This is a genomic window from Granulicella aggregans (assembly GCF_014203275.1).
Classification (GTDB): Bacteria; Acidobacteriota; Terriglobia; order Terriglobales; family Acidobacteriaceae; genus Edaphobacter.
The window spans coordinates 430,982-451,020 of the sequence record NZ_JACHIP010000001.1 but is presented as its reverse complement, the minus strand read 5'-3'; the positions used below and the strand labels follow the sequence as shown (position 1 = coordinate 451,020).

Sequence of the window (20,039 nt, the reverse complement as noted above, 5' to 3'; positions counted from 1 at the left end):
GGCTGAGTGTACTGTACTCGGGGAAAATTCAGCGGGACGATCAAAATCAGATTTGGTCACTGCTTTCTGACAGGTACCAAATTCCATGTGCATACGGCTGGCAGATTGAGGAGCTCGGATTCTGTAAGTTTCTTCTCAACCTCATGTTTTGACAACGAAATGATGAAACCCTCAGTGAAGTCGGAAGAGCAGACTCCCGAAGACCACGCATTAATCGCAAGCAGGAGATGATCATCATCCAGCCACTTGATCGCTGTGGTGTTTATCCCAGGAGTTTTGCAAACGAGCTTCGCATCTGCCACGAACTTGTTTTCCGCGAGCTGAACCAAAGTCCTATCTTCGATGATGCTTCCGGCGGAGGCAACTCGAAAGAGCTGTGTTTCTGCACTCGATGCATTCTCCTTCCATGTCGTGGCAAACGCCCCCGTTCGGGAGACCGTAAGCCAACCCTGCGCTGCTTCGAAGTCCTTAATGTTCTGAACTAAGGTCTTGCCATCTCGCTGAAAGCTAAGTACAGCTTCTGTGCTTTTGGGGTCGTGACGCTCAATTCGAATTGCAACTCCGTCCCGCTCGACCCTTATCGGCTTAGCAGGATCGTCATCCATCGCATAGAAATACGCACCGTCTTGAGCACACCTGTCGATGGCTCTATGAGGAATGGTGGCGTGCGTCGAAACAAACGAAAACCATATGGCGAGGATTACAGGGTTCATGAGCAGCAGGCTATCAGGAGAGAAGAGTTTCGCTCGTCCCACTTTGTATAGCAAGAGCGAAATGGGGGCCTCTCCGCTACGCCTCTCGCGATAAGCTGCGAGAGGCTCCGGTCGAGATAACGAGTTCATTTGAGAGACATGGTTTGGCGTGGGCTATTTATCTGTCAATGCCGCAACTCCCGGCAAAGTCTTGCCTTCCAGATACTCAAGGCTCGCCCCGCCGCCGGTGGAGATGTGCGTGATCCTATCGGCAAAGCCGGACTTGTGGATGGCTGAGACCGAGTCGCCACCGCCGACGATAGTCGTCGCCTCTTCGTTGTGCGCCACTGCAGCCGCGATGGCGTTGGTGCCGTGTGCGAAGGCGGGCATCTCGAAGACGCCCATGGGGCCGTTCCAGATGATAGTGCGGGCGTTGGCGATCTCATCGGCGAAGAGCTTGATGGAGGCAGGGCCGATGTCGAGCGCCATCAGGTCGGCGGGAAACGCTCCGTCGCCGGAGAAGATGGTCGTCGTGGCTTCGGGGGAGAACTTGTCGGCGAGAACGTGGTCGGTGGGAAGAAGGAAGCGGACGCCCTTCTCCTTCGCCTTGGCGAGTGCGGCCTTCGCGATGTCGAGCTTGTCGGCTTCGACGAGCGACTTGCCGGTGCTCTGACCCTGCACGTTGAGGAAGGTGTACGCCATGCCTCCGCCGATGATGATGGCGTCCGCCTTCTCGAGTAGGTTGTCGATCACGCCGATCTTGTCCGAGACCTTGGCTCCGCCGATGATCGCGACGAAGGGCTTGTCGGGTTCGGTAAGAGCTTTGCCCATGTAAGTCAGCTCTTTCTCCATCAGCAGACCGGCGGCGGACTGCTTGACGAAGTGGGTGATGCCTTCGGTGGAGGCGTGGGCACGGTGGGCGCTGCCGAAGGCGTCGTTGACGTAGATCTCGCAGAGGTTCGCTAGTTGCTTGGCGAAGGCGGGATCGTTCTTCTCTTCTTCGGCGTGGAAGCGGAGGTTTTCGAGCAGAAGCGTCTGGCCGGATTCGAGGTTCATGGCGATCTCGGTGGCCACTTCGCCAACGCAGTCGGGAGCGAAGGCGACGTTCTCGTCCTCATCGAGCACATGGTCGAGCAGGCCGCGCAGGTGGTCGACGACCGGGCGCAGGCTCATCGTCACGACGGGCTTGCCCTTGGGGCGACCGAGATGCGAACAGAGGATGACCTTGGCGTGGTGGCGGAGCGCGTACTCAATTGTGGGAAGGGTCTCGCGGATGCGGGTGTCATCGAGAATGGCGCCATCGGGCGAGAGGGGAACGTTGAAGTCGACGCGGATGAGCACGCGCTTGTCTTTGAGATCGAGATCGCGAATCGAGAGCTTCGGCATGATGGGATCAGGATACTTGATGTCAGTGGAGGAGGTATTGGCGGCATATTGCACATCTCAGAGTCGAGACGTGGGGCACCCGGCTTTGGCGGGAAGTCGAGTATGATCGGCAAAAAAGCAGGAGAGCGTGCGTATGTGTTTTTCGGCTACGGCCAATTTTGTTGGGAGCGGTGTGCTCGCCGGTCTTGGAGTGTTGACCTTCACAAAGGTGAAGCATCGGCGCGAACTGCTCTTTGCCGCGCTGCCGACGATGTTTGCGGTGCATCAGTTTATCGAAGGGTTTGTGTGGCTGGGGCTCGATGGCGTTCTGTCTCCTGCTGTTACGCACGGCGCGGGGGAGGCATTCGTTCTCTACGCACAGGGATTGTTGCCGTTCCTTCTGCCGTTGAGTGTGTGGTTGTTCGAGCCGACAGCGACGCGACGCAGAGCCATGCTGCCGTTTGTAGCGATCGGGACGGTGACGAGTCTCTACATGTTGTGGGCGCTGATGACGTATCCGTTGGAGATTTCGGTGCGCGGGAACAGTATCGTCTACGTGAACCAAGGGACGAACTACACAACGCTGGCTATAGCGTATGTGATCGCTACCTGCGGATCGCTCTTCTTTTCAAAGGTGCGCGACATGGTCATCTTTGGACTTGCGAACCTGGCCATTCTGCTGACAGTGATGGCGGTGAAGCGGTATGCGTTCACTTCGTTGTGGTGCGCGTATGCAGCCGTCGCGAGCGTCGTTATCCTGGCGTACTTCTGGAAGAGCCGGTTTACCCGGCCGTTCCGGTACGGCGAGGCGATATAGCGTCAAGCTTGCCGCGAAGGGCTGCGTTCTCGGCCTCTAGCGCCTTGATACGATCACGAATGGGTGCGAGCGACGGTTCCAGTTCTTCGATGGTGTAACGCGGCGTGATGTGCTGCGGGCAGTTCCAGTCGAAGGCCTCGACGTGGATGAGAATGACGCGCTCGGCGACATCTTTTGGGCTTGCTGGGCGCAGGGCCTGGAGGAGTTCTAAGGCGCGGGCATCGTTCTCATGGACTTCGACGCGGCCGAGGATCTTCAGGCGCGTCTGGTTGGGGTAGTCCATGAAGAAGAGCGCGACGCGGGCGTCGTGTTCGAGGTTGCCGACCGAGATGTACTGCTTGTTGCCGCGCAGGTCGGCGAAGGCGATGGTCTTCGGATCGATGACGTGGACGAAGCCCTTCTCGCCGCCGCGATGCTGGACGTAGGGCCAGCCGGTCTCGCCGACGGAGGCCATGTAGAAGCTGTCGCGAAGGGCGATGAAGGTGCGCTCGCTAACGCCGAGGGAGTCGTCGGGCGGCCCGGACTCTTCCATGCGCTGATACTGGGCGCGGCTGTTGTGCTGCTTCTGGTGGGCTTTGACGAGAGGAGTGAAGGCCAGTTCGGGGAATCGACGGCTCATGGCGGCGGTGCTCGTTCCGGGCAGGTGGACTCGCTGCCTAGGATTGAGATTCGAAAGTCGGCCCTAAGGTTCAGAATTCGTATCAGCAAACAAAAAGGCCGGAGCTGGGCTCCGGCCTCTCGTGTATACGAAATATGACTACAGGCCCTTTTCCACCAGGAACAGAATCAAGTCCTTCACCCGGCTGGAGTAGCCCCACTCGTTGTCGTACCAGCTGATGACCTTGCCGGTGTTGGTGCCAACCACCTTCGTAAGAAGAGAGTCGAAGATGCTGCTGAGGGGGTTGCCGCGGAAGTCGGTCGAGACGAGCTCTTCGTCGGTGTAGCCGAGGATGCCCTTCATCGGACCTTCTGCTGCCGCCTTGATCGCGGCGTTGATGGTGTCGATTGTGATCGGCTTCTCGGAGACGAAGGTTAGGTCGACGACCGAGACGTTAGGGGTCGGGACGCGGATGGCGAAGCCGTCCAGCTTACCGGCCATCTCGGGGACGACTAGCTTGAGTGCTTTTGCGGCTCCAGTCGAGCTCGGGATCATCGACAAGGCAGCGGCTCGGGCGCGGCGGAGATCCTTGTGCGGCGTGTCGAGGATGACCTGGTCGTTGGTGTAGCTGTGAATCGTGGTCATGATGCCGCTGGCAATCCCGAAGGTGTCGTGCAGAACCTTTACGACCGGGGCAAGGCAGTTCGTCGTGCAGCTCGCGTTCGAGATCACGTTGTGCTTTGCGGCGTCGTACTTGTCGGAGTTGACGCCGAGGACGAGAGTGATGTCTTCGTTGGTCGCCGGGGCGGAGATGATGACCTTCTTTACGGTCGAGCCAAGGTGGGCTTTGGCCTTCTCGGCGTCGGTGAAGAAGCCGGTGGATTCGACGACGATCTCCGCGCCGACGGAGGCCCAGTCAAGCTTGGCGGGGTCTCGCTCGGCGAAAACCTTGATCTTCTTGCCGTCGACGACGATGCTGTCGCCTTCGACCGAGATCTCGTTCTTCAGGTTGCCGAGGATGGAGTCGTACTTGAGCAGGTGGGCAAGAGTGGCCGGCGTGGTGAGGTCGTTGACGGCGACAAATTCGATATCTGGATTGCCGAGGGCGGTGCGGAATACATTGCGTCCGATACGGCCGAAGCCGTTGATGCCAACCTTAACTGCCATAAGTCGATAAGCTCCTGTGGTGCGTCGTTCTTTCCGGTTCCAATTGTAGTGCGAGGGGAGTTTCGCTGCATGAAGAGAGGTGGACAGAACCCCATCTCAAGATCGAGATGGGGTGATCCGGAGTTTTGAACGGGTATCGGGGAAGGTGCGCCTCATTTGCGGCGGCGCGGAGCGCCCTGTTATAACCTCCACATGCGCGAGTTGCGCGAATGGATAAGCGACAAAATGAGAAGACGGACGAAACGTGGACCGAATGAGTCGGAGTCCACAGGCAAGAGCGGCCAGGAACTGCCCTCAGGCCAGCAAGCTCCTTTGAGGCCCAATTACCCGGAACCGATCGCTCCCCGGCCGGTTCAGGCGGAGGCTCCCCAGACCGTTCGTCAGTCATTTGACGCGCCGTTGACCCCGATTCCTGAGCCCTTTTCTCCGGCTACGGGCGAAGAGAAGATTGTGGTCGAGACGCAGCCGGAGAGCCTGGGCGCGGCTGCGCCATCGGCTGAACAGGCGGCTGCAGCTGCCAAGTCGCCTCGTGGGTATGTCGTGCTGACAATCGGCCTGCCGGGTTCCGGCAAGACGACCTGGTACAAGCGCCGCGGCGTCACACCGCTTTCGAGCGACCTTCTGCGCAATCTGCTATTCGACGACATTACCGAGCAGCGCTACCAGGGGTTGGTGTTCTCGACGCTGAGGTCACTGCTGCGGGCACGGCTGATCGCCAAGATGCCGTGGAACTATGTCGACGCGACAAACCTCTCCGCGCACGAGCGCAAGCAGTGGATCAAGATGGCGAAGAGCTTCCAGTATGAGGTTCAGGCGGTCTTCTTCGACGTCCCCCTGGCCGTGTGCATGGAGCGGAACCGTCAGCGCGAGCGCGTCGTTACCGATGAGGTCATGCTGAAGATGGCGGAACGTCTGCGGCCGCCTTCGTTCAAGGAAGGCTTCGACAAGATTACGGTCGTCCGCGTGAAGGGACAGCCGGGGAGCGGACTTGACGCCGCACCCGAGGCCTCCGCAGAGCCGGAAGCACCCGACGCGGCCCCAGAGATGGAGCCGATTGCGGAGCAGGCGACCGAGTAGTTTTCGGTGCCATATCGGCGCGGATTCTAACGCTCTTCCATCGCGAGAGGGACGAATTGACCGAGGCTGGCGTCGAGTTCGCAAATATCAGTTACACACTGCCCGGACAGGGGAACCTGCCCGGGCGTTCTCTTTTGCGCGATATATCGCTGCGGCTCGAAGCAGGAACGACGACCGCTTTGCTTGGCCGCAGCGGCTCCGGTAAGACAACACTCTTGCGGATGGTCAATGGATTGGTCTCACCGACATTAGGCGAAGTGTTGGTTCAACAAAACGCAGTAAGTCAATCAAATTTAGATACTTTGCGACGATCTATCGGCTACGTCATCCAAGAGGAGGGGCTTTTTCCACATATGACTGTGGAAAGGAACGCAGGTATGGCACTGGAGCTTGCGGGACAGTCGAAACAGCAGATCTCGCGGCGTGTGGCCGAGGTGCTGGGACTCGCGGGCCTCGACTTTGATGAGTTTCGCGGACGGTATCCTTGGCAACTCTCTGGCGGACAGCGGCAGAGAGTCGGGCTGGCGCGGGCCCTGGCGACCGATCCGGCGATCCTGCTGATGGATGAGCCCTTCGGGGCGCTCGATCCCATGACACGCGCCGAGATGCAGACCATGCTGCAGGATCTCCTCGGGCGGATGAAGAAGACCGTTCTTCTCGTCACCCATGATCTTGACGAGGCGCTTTATCTGGCGCAAAGGGTCGTCTTTCTGGAGCAGGGCGAGGTCGTTGCTGATGTATTAGCGAGTGAGGTTCTCGCGTCGGCCAATACTCATGTAAAACATTATGTTTCGGCTGTACATCGCGCGGTGCAAGCTTGATGGCATTTAAGCAATTCCTGCATTCGCACGGCTGGGAGATAGCTCGTCTCACCCTCGAGCATCTCTGGCTGACTTTAAGCGCGATGTTGCTTGCGGTTGCGATAGGACTGCCGCTGGGCATACTTTTGACCCGGAAGCAGAAGCTTGCAGGTCCGGTCATCGCTTTCGCAAATGTGGTGCAGACGGTGCCTTCGCTGGCGCTGTTTGGGCTGCTGCTACCGGTGACCTGGCTCGGAGAAAATGCTGCGCGGCTGGCGATTCTGGCGCTTACTGGATACGCTCTTCTGCCTATCCTACGAAATACCTATGCTGGTGTGTCCAGCGTCGATCCGGCGTTGATCGATGTATCCAATGCACTTGGAATGAATGGATTGCAGCGACTTATGAAGGTAGAACTTCCGCTATCAGCGAGCGTGATTCTCGCCGGGCTGCGGACGGCGATGGTGACTTGCATCGGGGTAGCGACGATTGCTGCGGCGATTGGAGCTGGAGGGCTGGGCGAACTCATCTTCCGGGGAGTCGCGAGTGTGGATAACGGGCTCGTCCTGGCTGGGGCGATTCCGGCGGCGTTGCTGGCACTGGCGGCGGATACCGGACTGGGAATGCTGGAGAAGCGGCTGGCGGTGAAGAGGTGAGGCGGAGGGAGAAGGGACCGGCAAGAAGGGGGAAGGCGGCTGGGTGGGGTCTGATTCTTCTTCTGGTTCTGCTGATTGGCTGTGCGCCGCCGAGGTCTTCGCGGATTACGATTGGGGCGAAGAACTTTACTGAGCAGGTGGTGCTCGGGGAGCTGCTGGCGCAGGAGATTGAGGCGGTTTTTGCACAGGAGGGACAGGCTGGCTATCGCGTCGAGCGGCGGTTCTACCTGGCGGGGAGTTACATTTGCCAGCAGGCTCTGGTAAGCGGTCGGATCGACGGCTATGTGGAGTACTCGGGGACGGCGCTTACGGCGATACTGAAGCAGCCCCTGCCGCCGGTGGGGCAGCGGGATGCAGCGGCGGTCGCGACGACCATTGCGCGGATCTATCGCGAGCGGTACAAGGTCGAGGTTGGACCGGGGCTGGGCTTTGAGGATACGTTTGCGATGGTGGTTCGAGGTGACGACGCGAAACGGCTGGGCGTGAAGACAATCTCCGATGTGGCTCGGCTGCAGGGGGCTGACCCCACATCTCAGAATCGAGATATGGGGGACCCGGGCATTGAGCGGCTCGGAGTTGGGTATGAGTTCGAGGAGCGGCCGGATGGGCTGAAGGGGCTCGAGTCCACTTATGGGCTGAAGTTTGATGGCGCACCGAGGGTGATGGATCTTGGGCTGCTGTATCGGGCGCTTTCGGCCAAGCAGGTGGATATGGTGGCGGGGAACTCGACCGACGGGCCGATACGGGCGCTTGGGTTCGTGATCATGGCGGACGACAAACACTACTTCCCTCCGTATGAGGCGGTCCCGCTGTTGAGGCAAGATTCGGTGGCGAAGCATCCGGAGATTCAGACGGCGATTACGCGACTGGCGGGGCAGGTGGGTGCGGACGAGGTGCAGACGATGAACGATGCGGTCGATGGGCAGCACCGCGACGTGGGCGACGTCGTGCGGGAGTTCCGCAGGCAAAAGGGATTGTAAGTTCGCTTGAACAAAGCGGAGTGTCAGATGGGGCGTGAAAGGCGATCCTTCTTCTGACGGCTGATCGTCATGGCCGAGGAGGAAGGGAATAATGGAGATTCAAGCGATCGCTTTACCGACTGAGGTTGCGGAGCGGGTGTGGAAGACGATGAACTCGCCGGGGTATGGTCATCCGGCGTCGAACGCGTTGGCGAAAGGACACGGGCCATGCCGGCATTGCCTGCGGCCATTCCGGATTGGCGAAGAAGAGCGGACGCTCTTCACCTACAGTCCATTTCGTGAGAATGGGATGATTCCGTTGCCAGGGCCGGTATTTATCCACACGGAGCGCTGTGAACGATTTCAGCAGCCGAGCGGGTATCCGGTTGAGTTGGTGGCCTATGGCGCGGTTCTTGATGGCTATGATGGCGATCAGCGGATGGTAGCGCAGCGGAAGGTTGCCGACGGCGGCCATGAGGCGATGATCGTGGAGATGTTCGAAGATGTGGCTGTCCGCTATGTAATGGTTCGGGATCTGAAGGCGGGATGCTTCGATTTTCGCGTGGAAAGGAAGGTAGATTCCGATGGTTGAGCCGTGGCTGCGGGGGACGCTGATTGACGTGGACGCGGTGCGAAGGCAGGTGCTCCATGCGCTGGAACTTGCGGGCGAAGATGTAGAGCGATGGTGCTCCGGGCTGAGTGATGTGGAGATGAATGCGGGGCCTTTCGGGCTGACGCCGGTGGCGTTTCATCTGCGGCATATTGCGAGGAGTCTCGACCGGCTGATGACGTATGCGGAGGGGCGGCAGCTTTCAGATACTCAGATGAGCACTTTGCGGAGCGAGCTAGAGCCAGGGGCGGTGGCTTTGGAGGTGCTTGGGGAGTTCCGGGCGGGTTTGAAGACCGCGACGGAGCGGGTGCGGGCGACCTCTCAGGCTACATATGAAGAACCGCGAGGCGTGGGGCGTGGGATGTTGCCAAGCACCGTGGGAGGGTTGCTGGTGCATTGCGCTGAACACACTCAAAGGCATGCGGGGCAGACGGTGACTACGGCCAAGGTGGTTGTGGGGATGCGGGGTTGAAAGTGGCTCCGCTAGCCGTGCCTACTCGAAACGGGTAACATTGTGAGCGTCAGGCTAAATAAAATTCTGTGAAAAGACGCTAGTCCAACCGTGGGCAAGGTCTAGCCAGTTCAGCGCAGTTTCTTCGGGCGTTCAAGAGCCTGTCCGCCACGTCGCGGCAGGACTCGGAAGGAGATACACATGGCACATGCCTCATTCGACGGATTACGCGTTCTGTCGCTGGAGTCGCGCCGTTCCAAAGAGGTTGCCAAGCTGATCAAAACGTACGGAGGAGAGGCGTTTGTCGTCCCTGCCGTGCGCGAGGTGCCGCTGGATACTCCACAGCCTGTCCTCGATTTCGCAGCATCGCTGATCGCCGGCGAGTTCGATATGGTGGTCTTCTTCACCGGGGTTGGAGTCAAGGCGATGATGCAGATCATCGAGACGAAGTACTCTTCGGTGGAGTTTCTGACGGCGCTGCGCAAGACGCGGGTGGTAGCTAGAGGGCCGAAGCCGCAGGCGGCGCTGCGGGAGTTGAATGTGCCGAGCTCCGCCATTGCGCCTGAACCATCGACCTGGCGCGAGTTGCTGGACACGATCAAGAACGAGTTTGCAGATGTCCTTCCGGAGATGCGCGTCGCCGTGCAGGAGTATGGTGCGACAAATCCGGAGTTCCTGGCGGCGTTGTCGGAGATGACGACGCAGGTCACCAGGGTGCCGGTGTATCAATGGGCGCTGCCCGAGAATCTTCAACCGTTGCGAGAGTCGGTGCTGGCGGTTGCGAACGCCGGGGTCGACGTCGTGGTATTCATGTCGGCGGTGCAGGTGATCCACCTCTTTCAGATCGCGGAGCAGATGGGATGTGTAGACGACCTGCGCGCGGGAATGGAGACGATTGTGGTGATCTCAATCGGGCCCACTACCACGGAGGTGCTGTTGCACTACGGCGTGCAGCCGGACTTCGAGCCCTCGCGACCGAAGATGGGGTTCGTCATCAACGAGGCAGCGCAGTACGCTGGCAAAGTGCTGCGGCAGAAGAAGAGTGGAGTAGATGTGGCGCTGGCTACACGCTTGGCCGGACTCACGTTTTCATCCAGTGCCGCGAAGACCGATCAAAACGGGGATGGAGAAGCGGTAGCCATTGCAAGGCCGGTGCGTAAGGTGGCGGCGTCTACGCCGACCATGGCAGGCTTCCGCGATGGGCTGGGGCCGATGGACTTTCTGCACGAGATCAGTAGCCGGATCGCGGCGGCGGACTCCTTCCACACGGTGCTGGAGCGAATCGTCGAGTTTGTGACAACGGCCGTCCCGTGCGACTCCTGTTTTATCTACGTGCTGGAAGACCAGAACCTGGTGCTGCGGGCTTCGAAGAATCCGCACTCCGAGGTGGATCGCGTTGGCATGCCGATCGGGCAGGGCATTACGGGGTGGGTCGCGGAGCATCGCGAGCCCGTGGCGATTGCCGCGAACGCCTCGATCGATCCGCGATTCAAGGCGTTCAAGAACCTTCCGGAGGACCACTTCGAGGCGATGCTTTCGACGCCGATCATGACCGCAAGTAAGGTCGTGGGCGTCATCAACCTGCAGCATCGTCTGCCCTACCAGCACAAGACTTCTGAGATTCGTCTGCTCTCGATGCTGGGCTTTCTTGTGGGCGCAGAGATTGAGCGGGCGCGGCTGGAGAGCGAGAACCTGCAACTGGCCAGCCGCCTCGAGACGCGCAAGGCGGTTGATCGGGCGAAGGGAATTCTGCAGCGCGACATGACGATCAGCGAGGACGACGCCTACCGGATGATGCAGCGCGAGAGCCGGCAGAGGCGGAAGTCGATGCGCGAGATCGCGGAGGCGATCCTGTTGAGTGAGGATCTGCGGAAGATGCGGCCGGAATCAGTCGCAAAGTAGATCGGGTTGCTTGCACGGGTTATTCCGTGATGACGCGGTCGGCCCATTCGACGAGCGAGACAAAGATGGGCGGGCTGCCGAACTTCGCGCCCCACTGGTCTAAGTCTGTTTGCATGACTGCTCGTGCACGGCTGCAGGCACCGCAGGCGTAGATCTGAACATGCCTTTCAGCAATCTTCGTGAGGGTCTGCTCTAACGGCGCCCAGCCAACTGGAACAACTGCGGCGGCAACTGACTTTCGCATAAGCGAGACTGCCTCTCCAAGCAGGAAGATCTGCACCGTGTGTCCTGCCTCAGAGAGAGCGAGGCCGTGCAGGAAGGGAAACGCGGCCTTGGTCGGATCATCCGATCCCCAGGCGCTCTTCATCATGATGTTCAGGGATTTATGTGGAGTTCCCTGGCCTAGCGCCGACGCTGCTCCGGCAAAAGGTAACGCGACTAATTGACGAAGGAATGACCGACGCGCCATGAGAGACCTCCCAAGTGCGAGCGAAGTATAGCATTCGGTCTGGCGGGGCTAAACTGTAAGTATGGCGCTCGCGGTGGAAACAAGGCTTACGTTGGCGGAGATATCCGCAAAGATAGATGAGGGAACTCGCATCGATGTGGATGAGGCGCGGTGGCTCTGGCTAAACGCTTCGGCGGAGGAATTACAACAGCTTGCCTATAAAGTGCGGGCGCGGTTCCACGCGCCGGGCGAATGCACGTACATGGTTATGCGAATCATCAACTACACCAACGTCTGCGTGGCGCAGTGCGACTACTGCGCGTTCTACAAACTGCCCGGTCAGGCTGGCGGATACGTGATGTCGCATGACGATGTCTTCGCGAAGATCGATGAGTTGATCGCGCTGGGTGGCGATCTCGCGGCGTTCAACGGCGGCTTCAATCCGGCACTTCCGCTGAGCTACTACTGCGACTTGTTTGCAGCGATACGGGCGCGATACGGCGACTCCGTCGAGTTCTATGCACTGACGATTGCGGAGTTTATGTATCTTGCGGATCATGCGAAGATCTCGAACGCAGAGGCTGCGCAACGGCTGAAAGCTGCGGGTGTGCGGTGGATCACTGGCGGCGGGTCAGAGATTCTGACGGAAGATTTTCGGTCGCGGCACTCGAAGTTCAAGTACACGGTGACGGAATACTTTGAAGCGCAGCGGGCAATCGTCGAGGCCGGGTTGAAGACGACGGCGACCATGGTGATCGGGTTTGATGAGACGCTCGATGAGCGGCTGGAACATCTCGATCGCACGCGACAGTTTCAGGACGAGACGGGCGGGCTGGCGAGCTTTCTCTGCTGGACGTTCAAGCCTTACTTCACGCAGATTGGCGGGATCGAGATTACAACAGCGGAGTATCTGAAACATCTCGCGCTTTGCCGGATCTTTCTAGACAATATCCCGCGGATTCGGACCTCGGTGCTGACGCAGAATCAGCAGGCGCTCGAGGGGTTGAAGTATGGAGCGGATGACTTCGATCTGCCGATCGAGGATGAGGTGACGCAGAAGGCCGGAGCTACGATCAGTTTGGACTTCGAGCGGATTCTTAGCTATGCGCGGGAGTTGGGGTTCGAGCCGACGTATCGCCATGTGGCGCTAGCGGCCGCAAAAGCGTAGGGCGGTTCGTGCCTTGCACGAATGTCCCATCCACGACCAGGTGCGAGTCATGGATGGGGCACCCAGCGTGTCGCACGCTCTAGCCGCGCGGGAAGAGCAGACATTGCGGCTTCGAGAGCGGGTAGCTCTTACCGATCTCCGATAGCTGGCCGGAGGTGACGTCTCTCGGGAAGACTGCGATGTTATCTGAAGCCTGATTGGCAACGAGCAGGAAGCGCTCGGTGGGGTCGAGCGTGAGGTGGCGCGGAATCTTGCCGCCGCAGGAGCTGCGCCGCTGAAAGGTGAGGCGGCTGCCGTCGGCGGAGACGGCGATAGTGGCGATGAAGTCGTCGCCGCGATTGATGTAGTAGCCGAAGCGGGCGGTCTTATCGAGGACGATGTCGCAGCCGGTGACCTCACCGGGATGGGGCTGGGTGGGGAGCTTGAGTATTTGGCCGGTGGTCAGGGTGGCGGTGTCGGCGTCCCACTTGAGCACGATGATCTGGCAGCCCATCTCGGTGACGCAGTAGGCGAACTTGCCGTTGGGATGGAAGTGCAGGGTGCGCGGGCCGACTCCGGCTGGTGCCTTCCACGCGGGAGTATCGGCGGGAGTTAGCTTCCCGGTGGCGGCGTCGAGCGCGTAGACGTGGATCAGGTCGAGGCCAAGATCGTTGACGAGCAGATATTTGTTGTCCGGCGAGACCGTGACGCGGTGGGCGTGCGGAGCTTCCTGGCGTTCGGCGTTGGGGCCATGGCCGGTGTACTGCTCGAACGAGACGGGATCGCTAAGATGGCGATCGCCCTCGAGCTTGAAGGAGATGGCGCTGCCGCCAGAGTAGTTTGCGGCGAAGACGGAGGCGCCGGTTTGGTCGGTGGTGACGTGACAGGGGCTGCCGCCTTTGGAGGCTTGCTGGCTGAGCTGGGTCATGGTGCCAGTGGCGGGATCTAGGGAAAAAGTTGAGACGGCGCCGCTCCTCTGACCGCCGAACTCCTCGAGTTCATTAGCGACGATAACGGTCTTGCGGTCGGGGGTCATGATGAGGAACGTCGGATTCGCGGCGGCGGCGGCGAGGCCTACTTTTTTTAGCTCGCCAGAGACGGAATCGAAGCCATAGGCGTAGACGCCCTTGCTGGTCGCGCCGGTCTGGGTGCCCACGAGTAACAGCTTTCCGGGGATGGCGCTTTGGGCGGATACGAAGGGTGAACGCAAGGCAATAGTCGATGCAGCGGAGGTAGCGAGGAAGGCGCGCCGTGTAATCGAATTCATCACGCCATTGTCTCTCAAATCAACAGGTTTTGCCGGGCCGCACTTCGTGCCGTAGGATAAGCGGGGAGAAAGATCGCCTTGAACGCTACAGAGCTAAAGACATTCCATGAATCCGCAGAGGGAACTTCCGCGCGCGTCTTTCGGGCGCCGGGCAGGGTCAATCTGGTTGGGGAACACACCGACTACAGCGGCGGCTTCTGCATGCCCGCCGCGATCAACTTTGAGACTTTGATTGCCGCCTCACTCCGTGCCGACCGCATCTTGAAGCTGACCTCCGTCGACTTCGGCGATAGTGTGGAGATCGACCTGGACACGCTGCCCATGGACCGGCAGAAGCACTGGAGCGGGTACGTGATCGGGGTGGTATGGAGCCTGCGGCAGGCCGGGATCGAGGTTCCGGCAGCCTCGTTGACGATTACGGGAAACGTTCCCCTGGGTGCCGGACTGAGTTCTTCGGCATCGCTTGAGATTGCGACCGGCACAGCGTTGCTCGCCCTCGGCGGCAACTCGATTACGGGTGCCAAGCTGGCGCGTCTTTGTCAGATCGCTGAAAACGATTACATGGGAGCGCCCGTCGGCATCATGGACCAGTTCGTCTCGGCCAACGGTAAGGCGGGAAACGCGCTGATTCTCGATACGCGGGCGTTGACCTTCGATCTTGCGCCGATTCCACCTCATCTCCGGCTGGTGATCGCGAACTCCATGGTGAAGCATTCGCTCGCCGACGGCGGAGCTTACGCTTCGCGGCGTCGCGAAGTAGAGGAAGGCGCTGCGGCGATTGCAGCATACAAGCCCGGCGCGACGCAGTTGCGGGATGCCACGCTTGCCGATCTTGAGGTCTGCAAGCCATACATGTCTGTTGAAGCGTACAAGCGGAGCAGGCACGTGATCTCGGACAGCCAACGCGTGCTCGACGGTGCGGAGATGCTGCGTAAGGGAGACATTGAAGGCTTCGGCGAGATGCTGAACGACGCGCACCGGAGCTACCGCGACGACTTCGAGGCGAGTTGCCCGGAGTGCGACATCCTGCAGGTGATCGGGCAGACACAGCCGGGCTGTTATGGCTCGCGGCTGACCGGCGGCGGGTTTGGCGGATGCGTGGTGAGTGTGGTCGAGGCCGAGGCGAGCGATGCCTTTGTTGCGGCGATCAAGGCAGAGTACATGGCACAGACCAGCATTCATCCTGAAGTGTATGTTTGCGCGACGGCGGATGGGGCGGGAGAGTTGAGTTAGGGGCGATCTGCATGAGAGGGCTTGCGGGTTCGAAGTGAAAGCAGATCCTCCGCTTCGCGAAGGATGACAAGTGCAGGGCGCGGGATGACAAGTGCTGGGCGATTACAGGGTTGTTGGGAAGGAAAGAACGTGGCAATGAATGAAGTGCTGAATAAGAGACCGCACCGCCGCTATAACCCGCTGCGGAAGTCGTGGCTGCTGGTGTCGCCGCAGCGAACGCAGCGCCCGTGGCAGGGAGAGACGGATACGAGCAAGCCAGTTGCTGGGGCGGTACACGATCCGAACTGCTATCTCTGTCCGGGCAATACGCGGACGAGTGGCGTGGTCAATCCGGACTACAAGAATGTCTATTCGTTTACGAATGATTTTCCGGCGCTGAGGCTCGATGGCGACCCGATTCCTGCGGGGCCGGTGACGGACTCGATCGCATCGCGGCTGATGAAGGTCGAGCCCGAGGCTGGCACGGCGAAGGTGCTCTGCTTCCATCCCAATCACAGCCTGTCGCTCTCTTACATGACGGTTCCTGACCTGAAGCTGGTCGTGGACGCCTGGGCCGACGAGACGACGGAACTGGGCGCGATGCCGGAGATCAACTACGTACAGATCTTCGAGAACCGCGGCGCGATGATGGGCTCGAGCCTGCCGCATCCGCACTGCCAGATCTGGGCGACGGAGCATGTTCCGGACGAGCCCGCGCTCGAGGGTGAGGCGCAGCTTGAGTATCTCAAGGAGTATGGAACCTGCCTGCTCTGCGACTATCTTGCTGAAGAGTTGAAGCTGGACGAACGCGTAGTGTGCCAGAACGACAGCTTTGCGGCGGTGGTGCCGTTCTGGGCGGTGTGGCCGTTCGAGACGCTAATCTTGAGTAAGACTCATGCGGGGACGATGCCCGAGTTGTCAGACAAGCAGCGGACGGATTTGGCCGACCTGCTGATCCGGCTTACGACTCGGTACGACAATCTCTTCAACACCAGCTTTCCTTACACGATGGGCTTTCACCAGGCCCCTACGGATGGTGCGAAACATGACGAGTGGCACTTCCATGCGCACTTCTATCCGCCGCTGCTAAGGTCGGCGCAGATCAAGAAGTTCATGGTCGGATTTGAGTTGCTGGGGATGCCGCAGAGGGATATTACGCCGGAGTCGGCTGCGGAGCGGTTGCGGGCTTTGCCGGAAGTTCACGTATAACAGGCTAGATCGAGGCAAAGCGTACCTCAGCGGCTAACGCCGCGAGGCGCTGAGATTTTATGGCGCGGCCGAAGCCTTGCCCATAAGCAAGACGGGCTCAAACAGGCCGTCTATGCAGTAAAGCGGGCAACTCAGCAGGGTGGACGAATTCGAGGCTGAAGGAGAGATATGGTGATTCTGGTAACGGGTGGAGCGGGATACATCGGTGGAACGGTAACTCGGCTGCTGCTGAAGGCCGGCCACAAGGTCACCGTGTACGACTACATGAGGCATAAGCAGGACTCGGTTGTGGCCGAGGGCGCGACGCTGGTGAAGGGCGATATTGGCGACGCGGAGTTGCTGACCAAGGTACTGACGGAGAAGAAATACGACGGCGTGCTGCACTTTGCGGCGCTGATCGAGGCGGGCGAATCGATGGTCAAGCCAGAGATCTTCTTCCGCAACAACACCGCTTCGACGCTGAACCTGCTGGAGACGATGTTGAAGACCGGGCACAATAAGCTGGTCTTCAGCTCGACAGCGGCCTGCTACGGCGAGCCGGAGTCTTCGCCGATCTTTGAGGAGGCAAAGCTACAGCCGACCAATGTTTATGGCGAATCGAAGCTGATGGTCGAGCACATGCTGCGCTGGTTCAACCAGATTCATGGCTTCCGTTACGCGAGCCTGCGGTACTTCAATGTGGCCGGCGCGATCGAAGGCTACGGCGAGAAGCATGAGCCGGAGTCGCATCTAATCCCCTTGATTCTCGACGTCGCGCTAGGTCGCCGGAAGAGCATTCGCGTCTATGGCAGCGACTATCCGACGCCGGATGGCACTTGCATCCGCGACTACATCCATGTGGCCGATCTTGCGGATGCGCACTTGCTTGCTCTCAAGGGGCTAGAAGAGAATTCGAAGCTGATCTACAACATCGGCAACGGGCAGGGATTCTCGGTTCGCGAGGTGATCGATTCAGTGCGGCGTGTGAGCGGTCGCGAGATTGTGGTCGAAGAGTTTGGACGGCGGCCGGGTGATCCGGGAGTGCTGGTAGCAAGCTCGGCGAAGATTATCCGCGAGCTGGGTTGGTGCCCGAAGTATCTTGAGCTCGACCAGATTATTGAGAGCGCCTGGAAGTGGCACAAGCATCTTTATGGCGAACCGAAGTAGGTCGGTGCCAGGTAAGAATCGCGTAGGCCAGAGCAAAAGGCGAATGCGGGGGGCTCTCTACTACGCCACGCGATGATGCTGCGTGGATTCGGTCGAGAGGACGAATTGGTAAAGTCCGGAGACGAGTGCAAAGAAAAGAAGGGCTGCCGATGATTCGGCAGCCCTTCTGTTCTTGATCTGGGGAGGGTCTAGGTGTTAGCGGTGACCGCCGCCACCATGTCCCCCGCCACCGCCGTGGAAGCCTCCGCCACCACCGCCGCCATGGAATCCGCCGCCGGCGTTACCGTGGAATCCTCCACCGCCGCCAAAACCACCGCGCGCCGCGCCGCCACCTGGGTGAACTCCGCCACCGTATCCACCGCGGAAGCCTCCGCCGTAGCCGCCACGGTATCCGCCGCCGTATCCGCCGCGATAGCCGTACCCACCCCGATAGCCGTATCCGCCGCGATATCCGTAGCCACCACGGTAGCCGTATCCGCCGTAGCCGTATCCGCCTCTACGGAACCACGGACCAGCACCGATGAAGATACCGCCGGAAAACCATGACGGGCCGTAGTAGCCGTAGGGCGCGCAGGCATAAGGCGCATAGTTGTAATAGCCGTAGTCACAGACCGGTGCCGGGTAGTCGTAGCCCCCGCCGTAGTATTCCTGGCCACCGCCTACGCCAATACCGACCGCAACCTGGGCGTTTGCAGTGGGTGCCGTCGCCGTCAGTGCGATTACGAGTGCCCCGAGTAGAGCAAGATATTTGAAAGACCGCATTTGATACTCCCTTCAGCCAGTCTGCTCGGACTTCGGGGAGATCGACACCGAGGAGCGAAGCAGCCGTGCAGGAACTCGACGTTACTTTAGTCGTAGCTCCTATGTATTTGAACCACGGTTCAGGGAAAAGGTTGCGGATAAATTAATGTCCGCCCATGGCCTCGGGATCGGGCTTGGCGCGTTTCGCGGGCAGACGCATGATAAAGGGCAATGGAATCAGGCAGACAAGCGTGCATGCGAGCAGGAAGAAGGCGTTCTGATAGCTCAACATGGAAGCTTGGCGGAGCAACTGCTGATACGCCTGCCCCATGGCGATCTGGCCCGCCGCAGCGGACGAGGTTCCCCCGCGCATGAGTAGTTCGCGGATACGGTCGGTGAAGAAGTGATAGCCGAAGCTGCCGGGATAGGCGTGAGCGGATAGCCGCTGCTGATTCACCTGTGCGTTGCGGGCGAGGAAGGTGGTCAGCAGCGCGGTGCCCGCGCTTCCGCCCAGGTTTCGGGCGAAGTTCGACAGGCTTGAGATCTGGTTGGTCTTCGACGGTGGCACACCGACGTAGTTCAGCGTGCTGATGGGGATGAAGATCAGCGGCAGGCCGATGACCTGCAACATGCGCCAGACGGTGACCGTGTGGAAGGCGGTGTTGAGGTCGAGACGAGTGAGGTTGTAGATTCCGGCGGCGGTGGCGGCGTAGCCGAAGGCGACCATGATGCGGGGATCGAAGAGACCGAGCGAACGACCGGCCACCATCATCATCGCCATCATGACGAAGCCGGCGGGCGAGAGGACTTCGCCGGCGCGCTCGGCGGTATAGCCCAGAAGCCCTTGCAGGTATTGCGGTATGAGGACGGTCGAGCCGAAGAGCACCATGCCGAGGATGAGCTGGAGGAAGACGGCGGTGCCGAAGTTACGATTTTTCAAGAGTTTGAGGTCGACGATCGGGTCCGGGTGGTTCCACTCCCAGAAGCAGAAGAAGATCAGGGTGCAGGCGGCGATCATCGCGCAGAGCTGGATCTCGCCCGAGCCGAACCAGTCTTTTTCCTGGCCCTTGTCGAGGGTGAACTCGAGGAAGCCGACGCCGATGGCGACCAGGCCGAGGCCGGTGAAGTCGACCTTCAGGTGCTTGGCGGCCTCGCGGCGTACCTTCAGGAACGGTGGATCTTCGACCATGCGGTTCGAGAGCCAGAGCGAGAAGAGGCCGATGGGGATGTTGATGAAGAAGATCCAGTGCCAGTTGAAGTTGTCGGTGATCCAGCCGCCCAGCGTTGGACCGATGGCGGGGGCTACGACGACAGCCATGCCGTAGACGGCGAAGGCCTGGCCCCGCTTTTCGATGGGGAAGGTGTCGGCGAGGATGGCTTGTTCAGAGGGCGCTAGGCCTCCGCCGCCAGCGCCCTGCAGGATACGGGCGATGATGAGTAGGGGAAGGCTGGTCGCGATTCCGCAGAGGAACGAGCAGATGGTGAAGAGCGCGACGCAGGTCATGTAGAAGCGCTTGCGGCCGAAGCGGTTCGAGAGCCAGCCGGAGATGGGGAGGACGACCGCGCTCGAGACGAGGTAGCTGGTGAGAACCCAGGTGGCCTCTTCGCCCGACGCGCCTAGTGATCCTGCGATGTGTGGCAGGGCAACGTTCGCGATCGACGTGTCCAGCACCTCCATGAAGGTGGCGAGGGTGACGGTCAAAGCTACGGCCCATGGATTGTGGCTTGGCTTCCAGGGAGCTTCAGACAAGTGTGAATCAGATGGCATTGCGTAC

At 60.0% G+C, this 20,039-nt stretch carries 20 protein-coding genes; 12 read left to right on the top strand and 8 right to left on the bottom strand.

Annotated features, from left to right (window positions below):
* Nucleotides 1-56: 56 nt before the first annotated feature.
* Together HDF16_RS01830 and HDF16_RS01825 are read right to left on the bottom strand one after the other, a co-directional pair.
* Nucleotides 57-713 carry a hypothetical protein gene (locus HDF16_RS01830; RefSeq protein WP_184213459.1) on the bottom strand — a complete coding sequence of 219 codons (657 nt, stop codon included), beginning with the start codon at nucleotides 711-713 and terminating at the stop codon, nucleotides 57-59.
* Nucleotides 714-866: 153 nt separating this feature from the next.
* The gene (locus tag HDF16_RS01825; protein ID WP_184214160.1) at nucleotides 867-2,078 is read right to left on the bottom strand and encodes a phosphoglycerate kinase; all 1,212 of its coding nucleotides are present in this window, start codon (nucleotides 2,076-2,078) and stop codon (nucleotides 867-869) included.
* 133 nt (nucleotides 2,079-2,211) lie between these two features.
* Between HDF16_RS01825 and HDF16_RS01820 the strand changes: the two genes are divergently transcribed.
* Nucleotides 2,212-2,874 (top strand): DUF6629 family protein, encoded by a 663-nt coding sequence (locus HDF16_RS01820; RefSeq protein ID WP_184213458.1) that lies wholly within the window; start codon nucleotides 2,212-2,214, stop codon nucleotides 2,872-2,874.
* Here HDF16_RS01820 and HDF16_RS01815 read toward each other — a convergent pair.
* Together HDF16_RS01815 and gap are read right to left on the bottom strand one after the other, a co-directional pair.
* Nucleotides 2,840-3,493, bottom strand: coding sequence for a pyridoxamine 5'-phosphate oxidase family protein (locus HDF16_RS01815; protein ID WP_184213457.1), 654 nt, complete (start codon nucleotides 3,491-3,493; stop codon nucleotides 2,840-2,842). The genes HDF16_RS01820 and HDF16_RS01815 overlap by 35 nt on opposite strands.
* A gap of 138 nt (nucleotides 3,494-3,631) precedes the next feature.
* Nucleotides 3,632-4,639, bottom strand: a complete 1,008-nt coding sequence (gene gap, locus HDF16_RS01810) for a type I glyceraldehyde-3-phosphate dehydrogenase (RefSeq protein WP_184213456.1) — start codon at nucleotides 4,637-4,639, stop codon at nucleotides 3,632-3,634.
* A gap of 225 nt (nucleotides 4,640-4,864) precedes the next feature.
* Here gap and HDF16_RS01805 point away from each other — a divergent pair, with 225 nt between their 5' ends.
* From HDF16_RS01805 to HDF16_RS01775, 7 genes are all read left to right on the top strand, one after another.
* Complete coding sequence (locus HDF16_RS01805) at nucleotides 4,865-5,716, top strand: ATP-binding protein (RefSeq protein ID WP_184213455.1); 852 nt, start codon at nucleotides 4,865-4,867, stop codon at nucleotides 5,714-5,716.
* Between the two features lie 56 nt (nucleotides 5,717-5,772).
* A complete protein-coding gene (locus tag HDF16_RS01800) occupies nucleotides 5,773-6,537 on the top strand; it encodes an ATP-binding cassette domain-containing protein (protein ID WP_184213454.1) in 765 nt (254 codons plus the stop codon).
* A complete protein-coding gene (locus tag HDF16_RS01795) occupies nucleotides 6,537-7,172 on the top strand; it encodes an ABC transporter permease (protein ID WP_184213453.1) in 636 nt (211 codons plus the stop codon). Before HDF16_RS01800 ends, HDF16_RS01795 begins: the two co-directional genes overlap by 1 nt.
* Nucleotides 7,169-8,152, top strand: a complete 984-nt coding sequence (locus HDF16_RS01790; RefSeq protein ID WP_348641214.1) for a glycine betaine ABC transporter substrate-binding protein — start codon at nucleotides 7,169-7,171, stop codon at nucleotides 8,150-8,152. Before HDF16_RS01795 ends, HDF16_RS01790 begins: the two co-directional genes overlap by 4 nt.
* A 91-nt stretch (nucleotides 8,153-8,243) precedes the next feature.
* The gene (locus HDF16_RS01785; RefSeq protein ID WP_184213452.1) at nucleotides 8,244-8,723 is read left to right on the top strand and encodes a DUF1203 domain-containing protein; all 480 of its coding nucleotides are present in this window, start codon (nucleotides 8,244-8,246) and stop codon (nucleotides 8,721-8,723) included.
* A complete protein-coding gene (locus HDF16_RS01780) occupies nucleotides 8,716-9,213 on the top strand; it encodes a DinB family protein (protein ID WP_184213451.1) in 498 nt (165 codons plus the stop codon). Before HDF16_RS01785 ends, HDF16_RS01780 begins: the two co-directional genes overlap by 8 nt.
* A gap of 180 nt (nucleotides 9,214-9,393) precedes the next feature.
* Nucleotides 9,394-11,094, top strand: a complete 1,701-nt coding sequence (locus HDF16_RS01775; RefSeq protein ID WP_184213450.1) for a uroporphyrinogen-III synthase — start codon at nucleotides 9,394-9,396, stop codon at nucleotides 11,092-11,094.
* Between the two features lie 19 nt (nucleotides 11,095-11,113).
* Here the strand turns inward: HDF16_RS01775 and HDF16_RS01770 are convergent, their stop codons facing one another.
* Nucleotides 11,114-11,563 carry a DsrE family protein gene (locus tag HDF16_RS01770; protein WP_184213449.1) on the bottom strand — a complete coding sequence of 150 codons (450 nt, stop codon included), beginning with the start codon at nucleotides 11,561-11,563 and terminating at the stop codon, nucleotides 11,114-11,116.
* A 91-nt stretch (nucleotides 11,564-11,654) separates the two neighbouring features.
* Between HDF16_RS01770 and HDF16_RS01765 the strand changes: the two genes are divergently transcribed.
* Nucleotides 11,655-12,710, top strand: coding sequence for a radical SAM protein (locus HDF16_RS01765; RefSeq protein ID WP_246408571.1), 1,056 nt, complete (start codon nucleotides 11,655-11,657; stop codon nucleotides 12,708-12,710).
* A 79-nt stretch (nucleotides 12,711-12,789) separates the two neighbouring features.
* Here HDF16_RS01765 and HDF16_RS01760 read toward each other — a convergent pair whose 3' ends face one another.
* Nucleotides 12,790-13,956 (bottom strand): lactonase family protein, encoded by a 1,167-nt coding sequence (locus tag HDF16_RS01760; protein ID WP_184213447.1) that lies wholly within the window; start codon nucleotides 13,954-13,956, stop codon nucleotides 12,790-12,792.
* A 78-nt stretch (nucleotides 13,957-14,034) separates the two neighbouring features.
* Between HDF16_RS01760 and galK the strand changes: the two genes are divergently transcribed.
* The 3 genes from galK (at nucleotide 14,035) to galE (ending at nucleotide 17,523) form a co-directional block, all read left to right on the top strand.
* Complete coding sequence (galK, locus tag HDF16_RS01755) at nucleotides 14,035-15,189, top strand: galactokinase (RefSeq protein WP_184213446.1); 1,155 nt, start codon at nucleotides 14,035-14,037, stop codon at nucleotides 15,187-15,189.
* A gap of 135 nt (nucleotides 15,190-15,324) precedes the next feature.
* Nucleotides 15,325-16,377, top strand: coding sequence for a UDP-glucose--hexose-1-phosphate uridylyltransferase (locus tag HDF16_RS01750; RefSeq protein WP_184214157.1), 1,053 nt, complete (start codon nucleotides 15,325-15,327; stop codon nucleotides 16,375-16,377).
* A gap of 168 nt (nucleotides 16,378-16,545) precedes the next feature.
* Nucleotides 16,546-17,523: a UDP-glucose 4-epimerase GalE gene (galE, locus tag HDF16_RS01745; protein ID WP_184213445.1), complete on the top strand. Its 978-nt coding sequence runs from the start codon at nucleotides 16,546-16,548 to the stop codon at nucleotides 17,521-17,523.
* Nucleotides 17,524-17,718: 195 nt separating this feature from the next.
* Here the strand turns inward: galE and HDF16_RS01740 are convergent, their stop codons facing one another.
* Nucleotides 17,719-18,285, bottom strand: a complete 567-nt coding sequence (locus HDF16_RS01740; protein ID WP_184213444.1) for a hypothetical protein — start codon at nucleotides 18,283-18,285, stop codon at nucleotides 17,719-17,721.
* A gap of 142 nt (nucleotides 18,286-18,427) precedes the next feature.
* The gene (locus tag HDF16_RS01735; RefSeq protein WP_184213443.1) at nucleotides 18,428-20,032 is read right to left on the bottom strand and encodes a DHA2 family efflux MFS transporter permease subunit; all 1,605 of its coding nucleotides are present in this window, start codon (nucleotides 20,030-20,032) and stop codon (nucleotides 18,428-18,430) included.
* Nucleotides 20,033-20,039 lie beyond the last annotated feature (7 nt).

What these genes read in the sequence shown, in the direction of transcription:
- HDF16_RS01780 (WP_184213451.1), top strand. Translation starts at nt 8,716, where the DNA reads ATGGTTGAGCCGTGGCTGCGGGGGACGCTGATTGACGTGGACGCGGTG.
- HDF16_RS01805 (WP_184213455.1), top strand. Translation starts at nt 4,865, where the DNA reads ATGAGAAGACGGACGAAACGTGGACCGAATGAGTCGGAGTCCACAGGC.
- HDF16_RS01785 (WP_184213452.1), top strand. Translation starts at nt 8,244, where the DNA reads ATGGAGATTCAAGCGATCGCTTTACCGACTGAGGTTGCGGAGCGGGTG.
- HDF16_RS01815 (WP_184213457.1), bottom strand. Translation starts at nt 3,493, where the DNA reads ATGAGCCGTCGATTCCCCGAACTGGCCTTCACTCCTCTCGTCAAAGCC.
- HDF16_RS01820 (WP_184213458.1), top strand. Translation starts at nt 2,212, where the DNA reads ATGTGTTTTTCGGCTACGGCCAATTTTGTTGGGAGCGGTGTGCTCGCC.
- HDF16_RS01830 (WP_184213459.1), bottom strand. Translation starts at nt 713, where the DNA reads ATGAACCCTGTAATCCTCGCCATATGGTTTTCGTTTGTTTCGACGCAC.
- gap (WP_184213456.1), bottom strand. Translation starts at nt 4,639, where the DNA reads ATGGCAGTTAAGGTTGGCATCAACGGCTTCGGCCGTATCGGACGCAAT.
- HDF16_RS01770 (WP_184213449.1), bottom strand. Translation starts at nt 11,563, where the DNA reads ATGGCGCGTCGGTCATTCCTTCGTCAATTAGTCGCGTTACCTTTTGCC.
- HDF16_RS01760 (WP_184213447.1), bottom strand. Translation starts at nt 13,956, where the DNA reads ATGAATTCGATTACACGGCGCGCCTTCCTCGCTACCTCCGCTGCATCG.
- HDF16_RS01750 (WP_184214157.1), top strand. Translation starts at nt 15,325, where the DNA reads ATGAATGAAGTGCTGAATAAGAGACCGCACCGCCGCTATAACCCGCTG.
- HDF16_RS01825 (WP_184214160.1), bottom strand. Translation starts at nt 2,078, where the DNA reads ATGCCGAAGCTCTCGATTCGCGATCTCGATCTCAAAGACAAGCGCGTG.
- HDF16_RS01775 (WP_184213450.1), top strand. Translation starts at nt 9,394, where the DNA reads ATGGCACATGCCTCATTCGACGGATTACGCGTTCTGTCGCTGGAGTCG.
- HDF16_RS01740 (WP_184213444.1), bottom strand. Translation starts at nt 18,285, where the DNA reads ATGCGGTCTTTCAAATATCTTGCTCTACTCGGGGCACTCGTAATCGCA.
- HDF16_RS01795 (WP_184213453.1), top strand. Translation starts at nt 6,537, where the DNA reads ATGGCATTTAAGCAATTCCTGCATTCGCACGGCTGGGAGATAGCTCGT.
- HDF16_RS01735 (WP_184213443.1), bottom strand. Translation starts at nt 20,032, where the DNA reads ATGCCATCTGATTCACACTTGTCTGAAGCTCCCTGGAAGCCAAGCCAC.
- galE (WP_184213445.1), top strand. Translation starts at nt 16,546, where the DNA reads ATGGTGATTCTGGTAACGGGTGGAGCGGGATACATCGGTGGAACGGTA.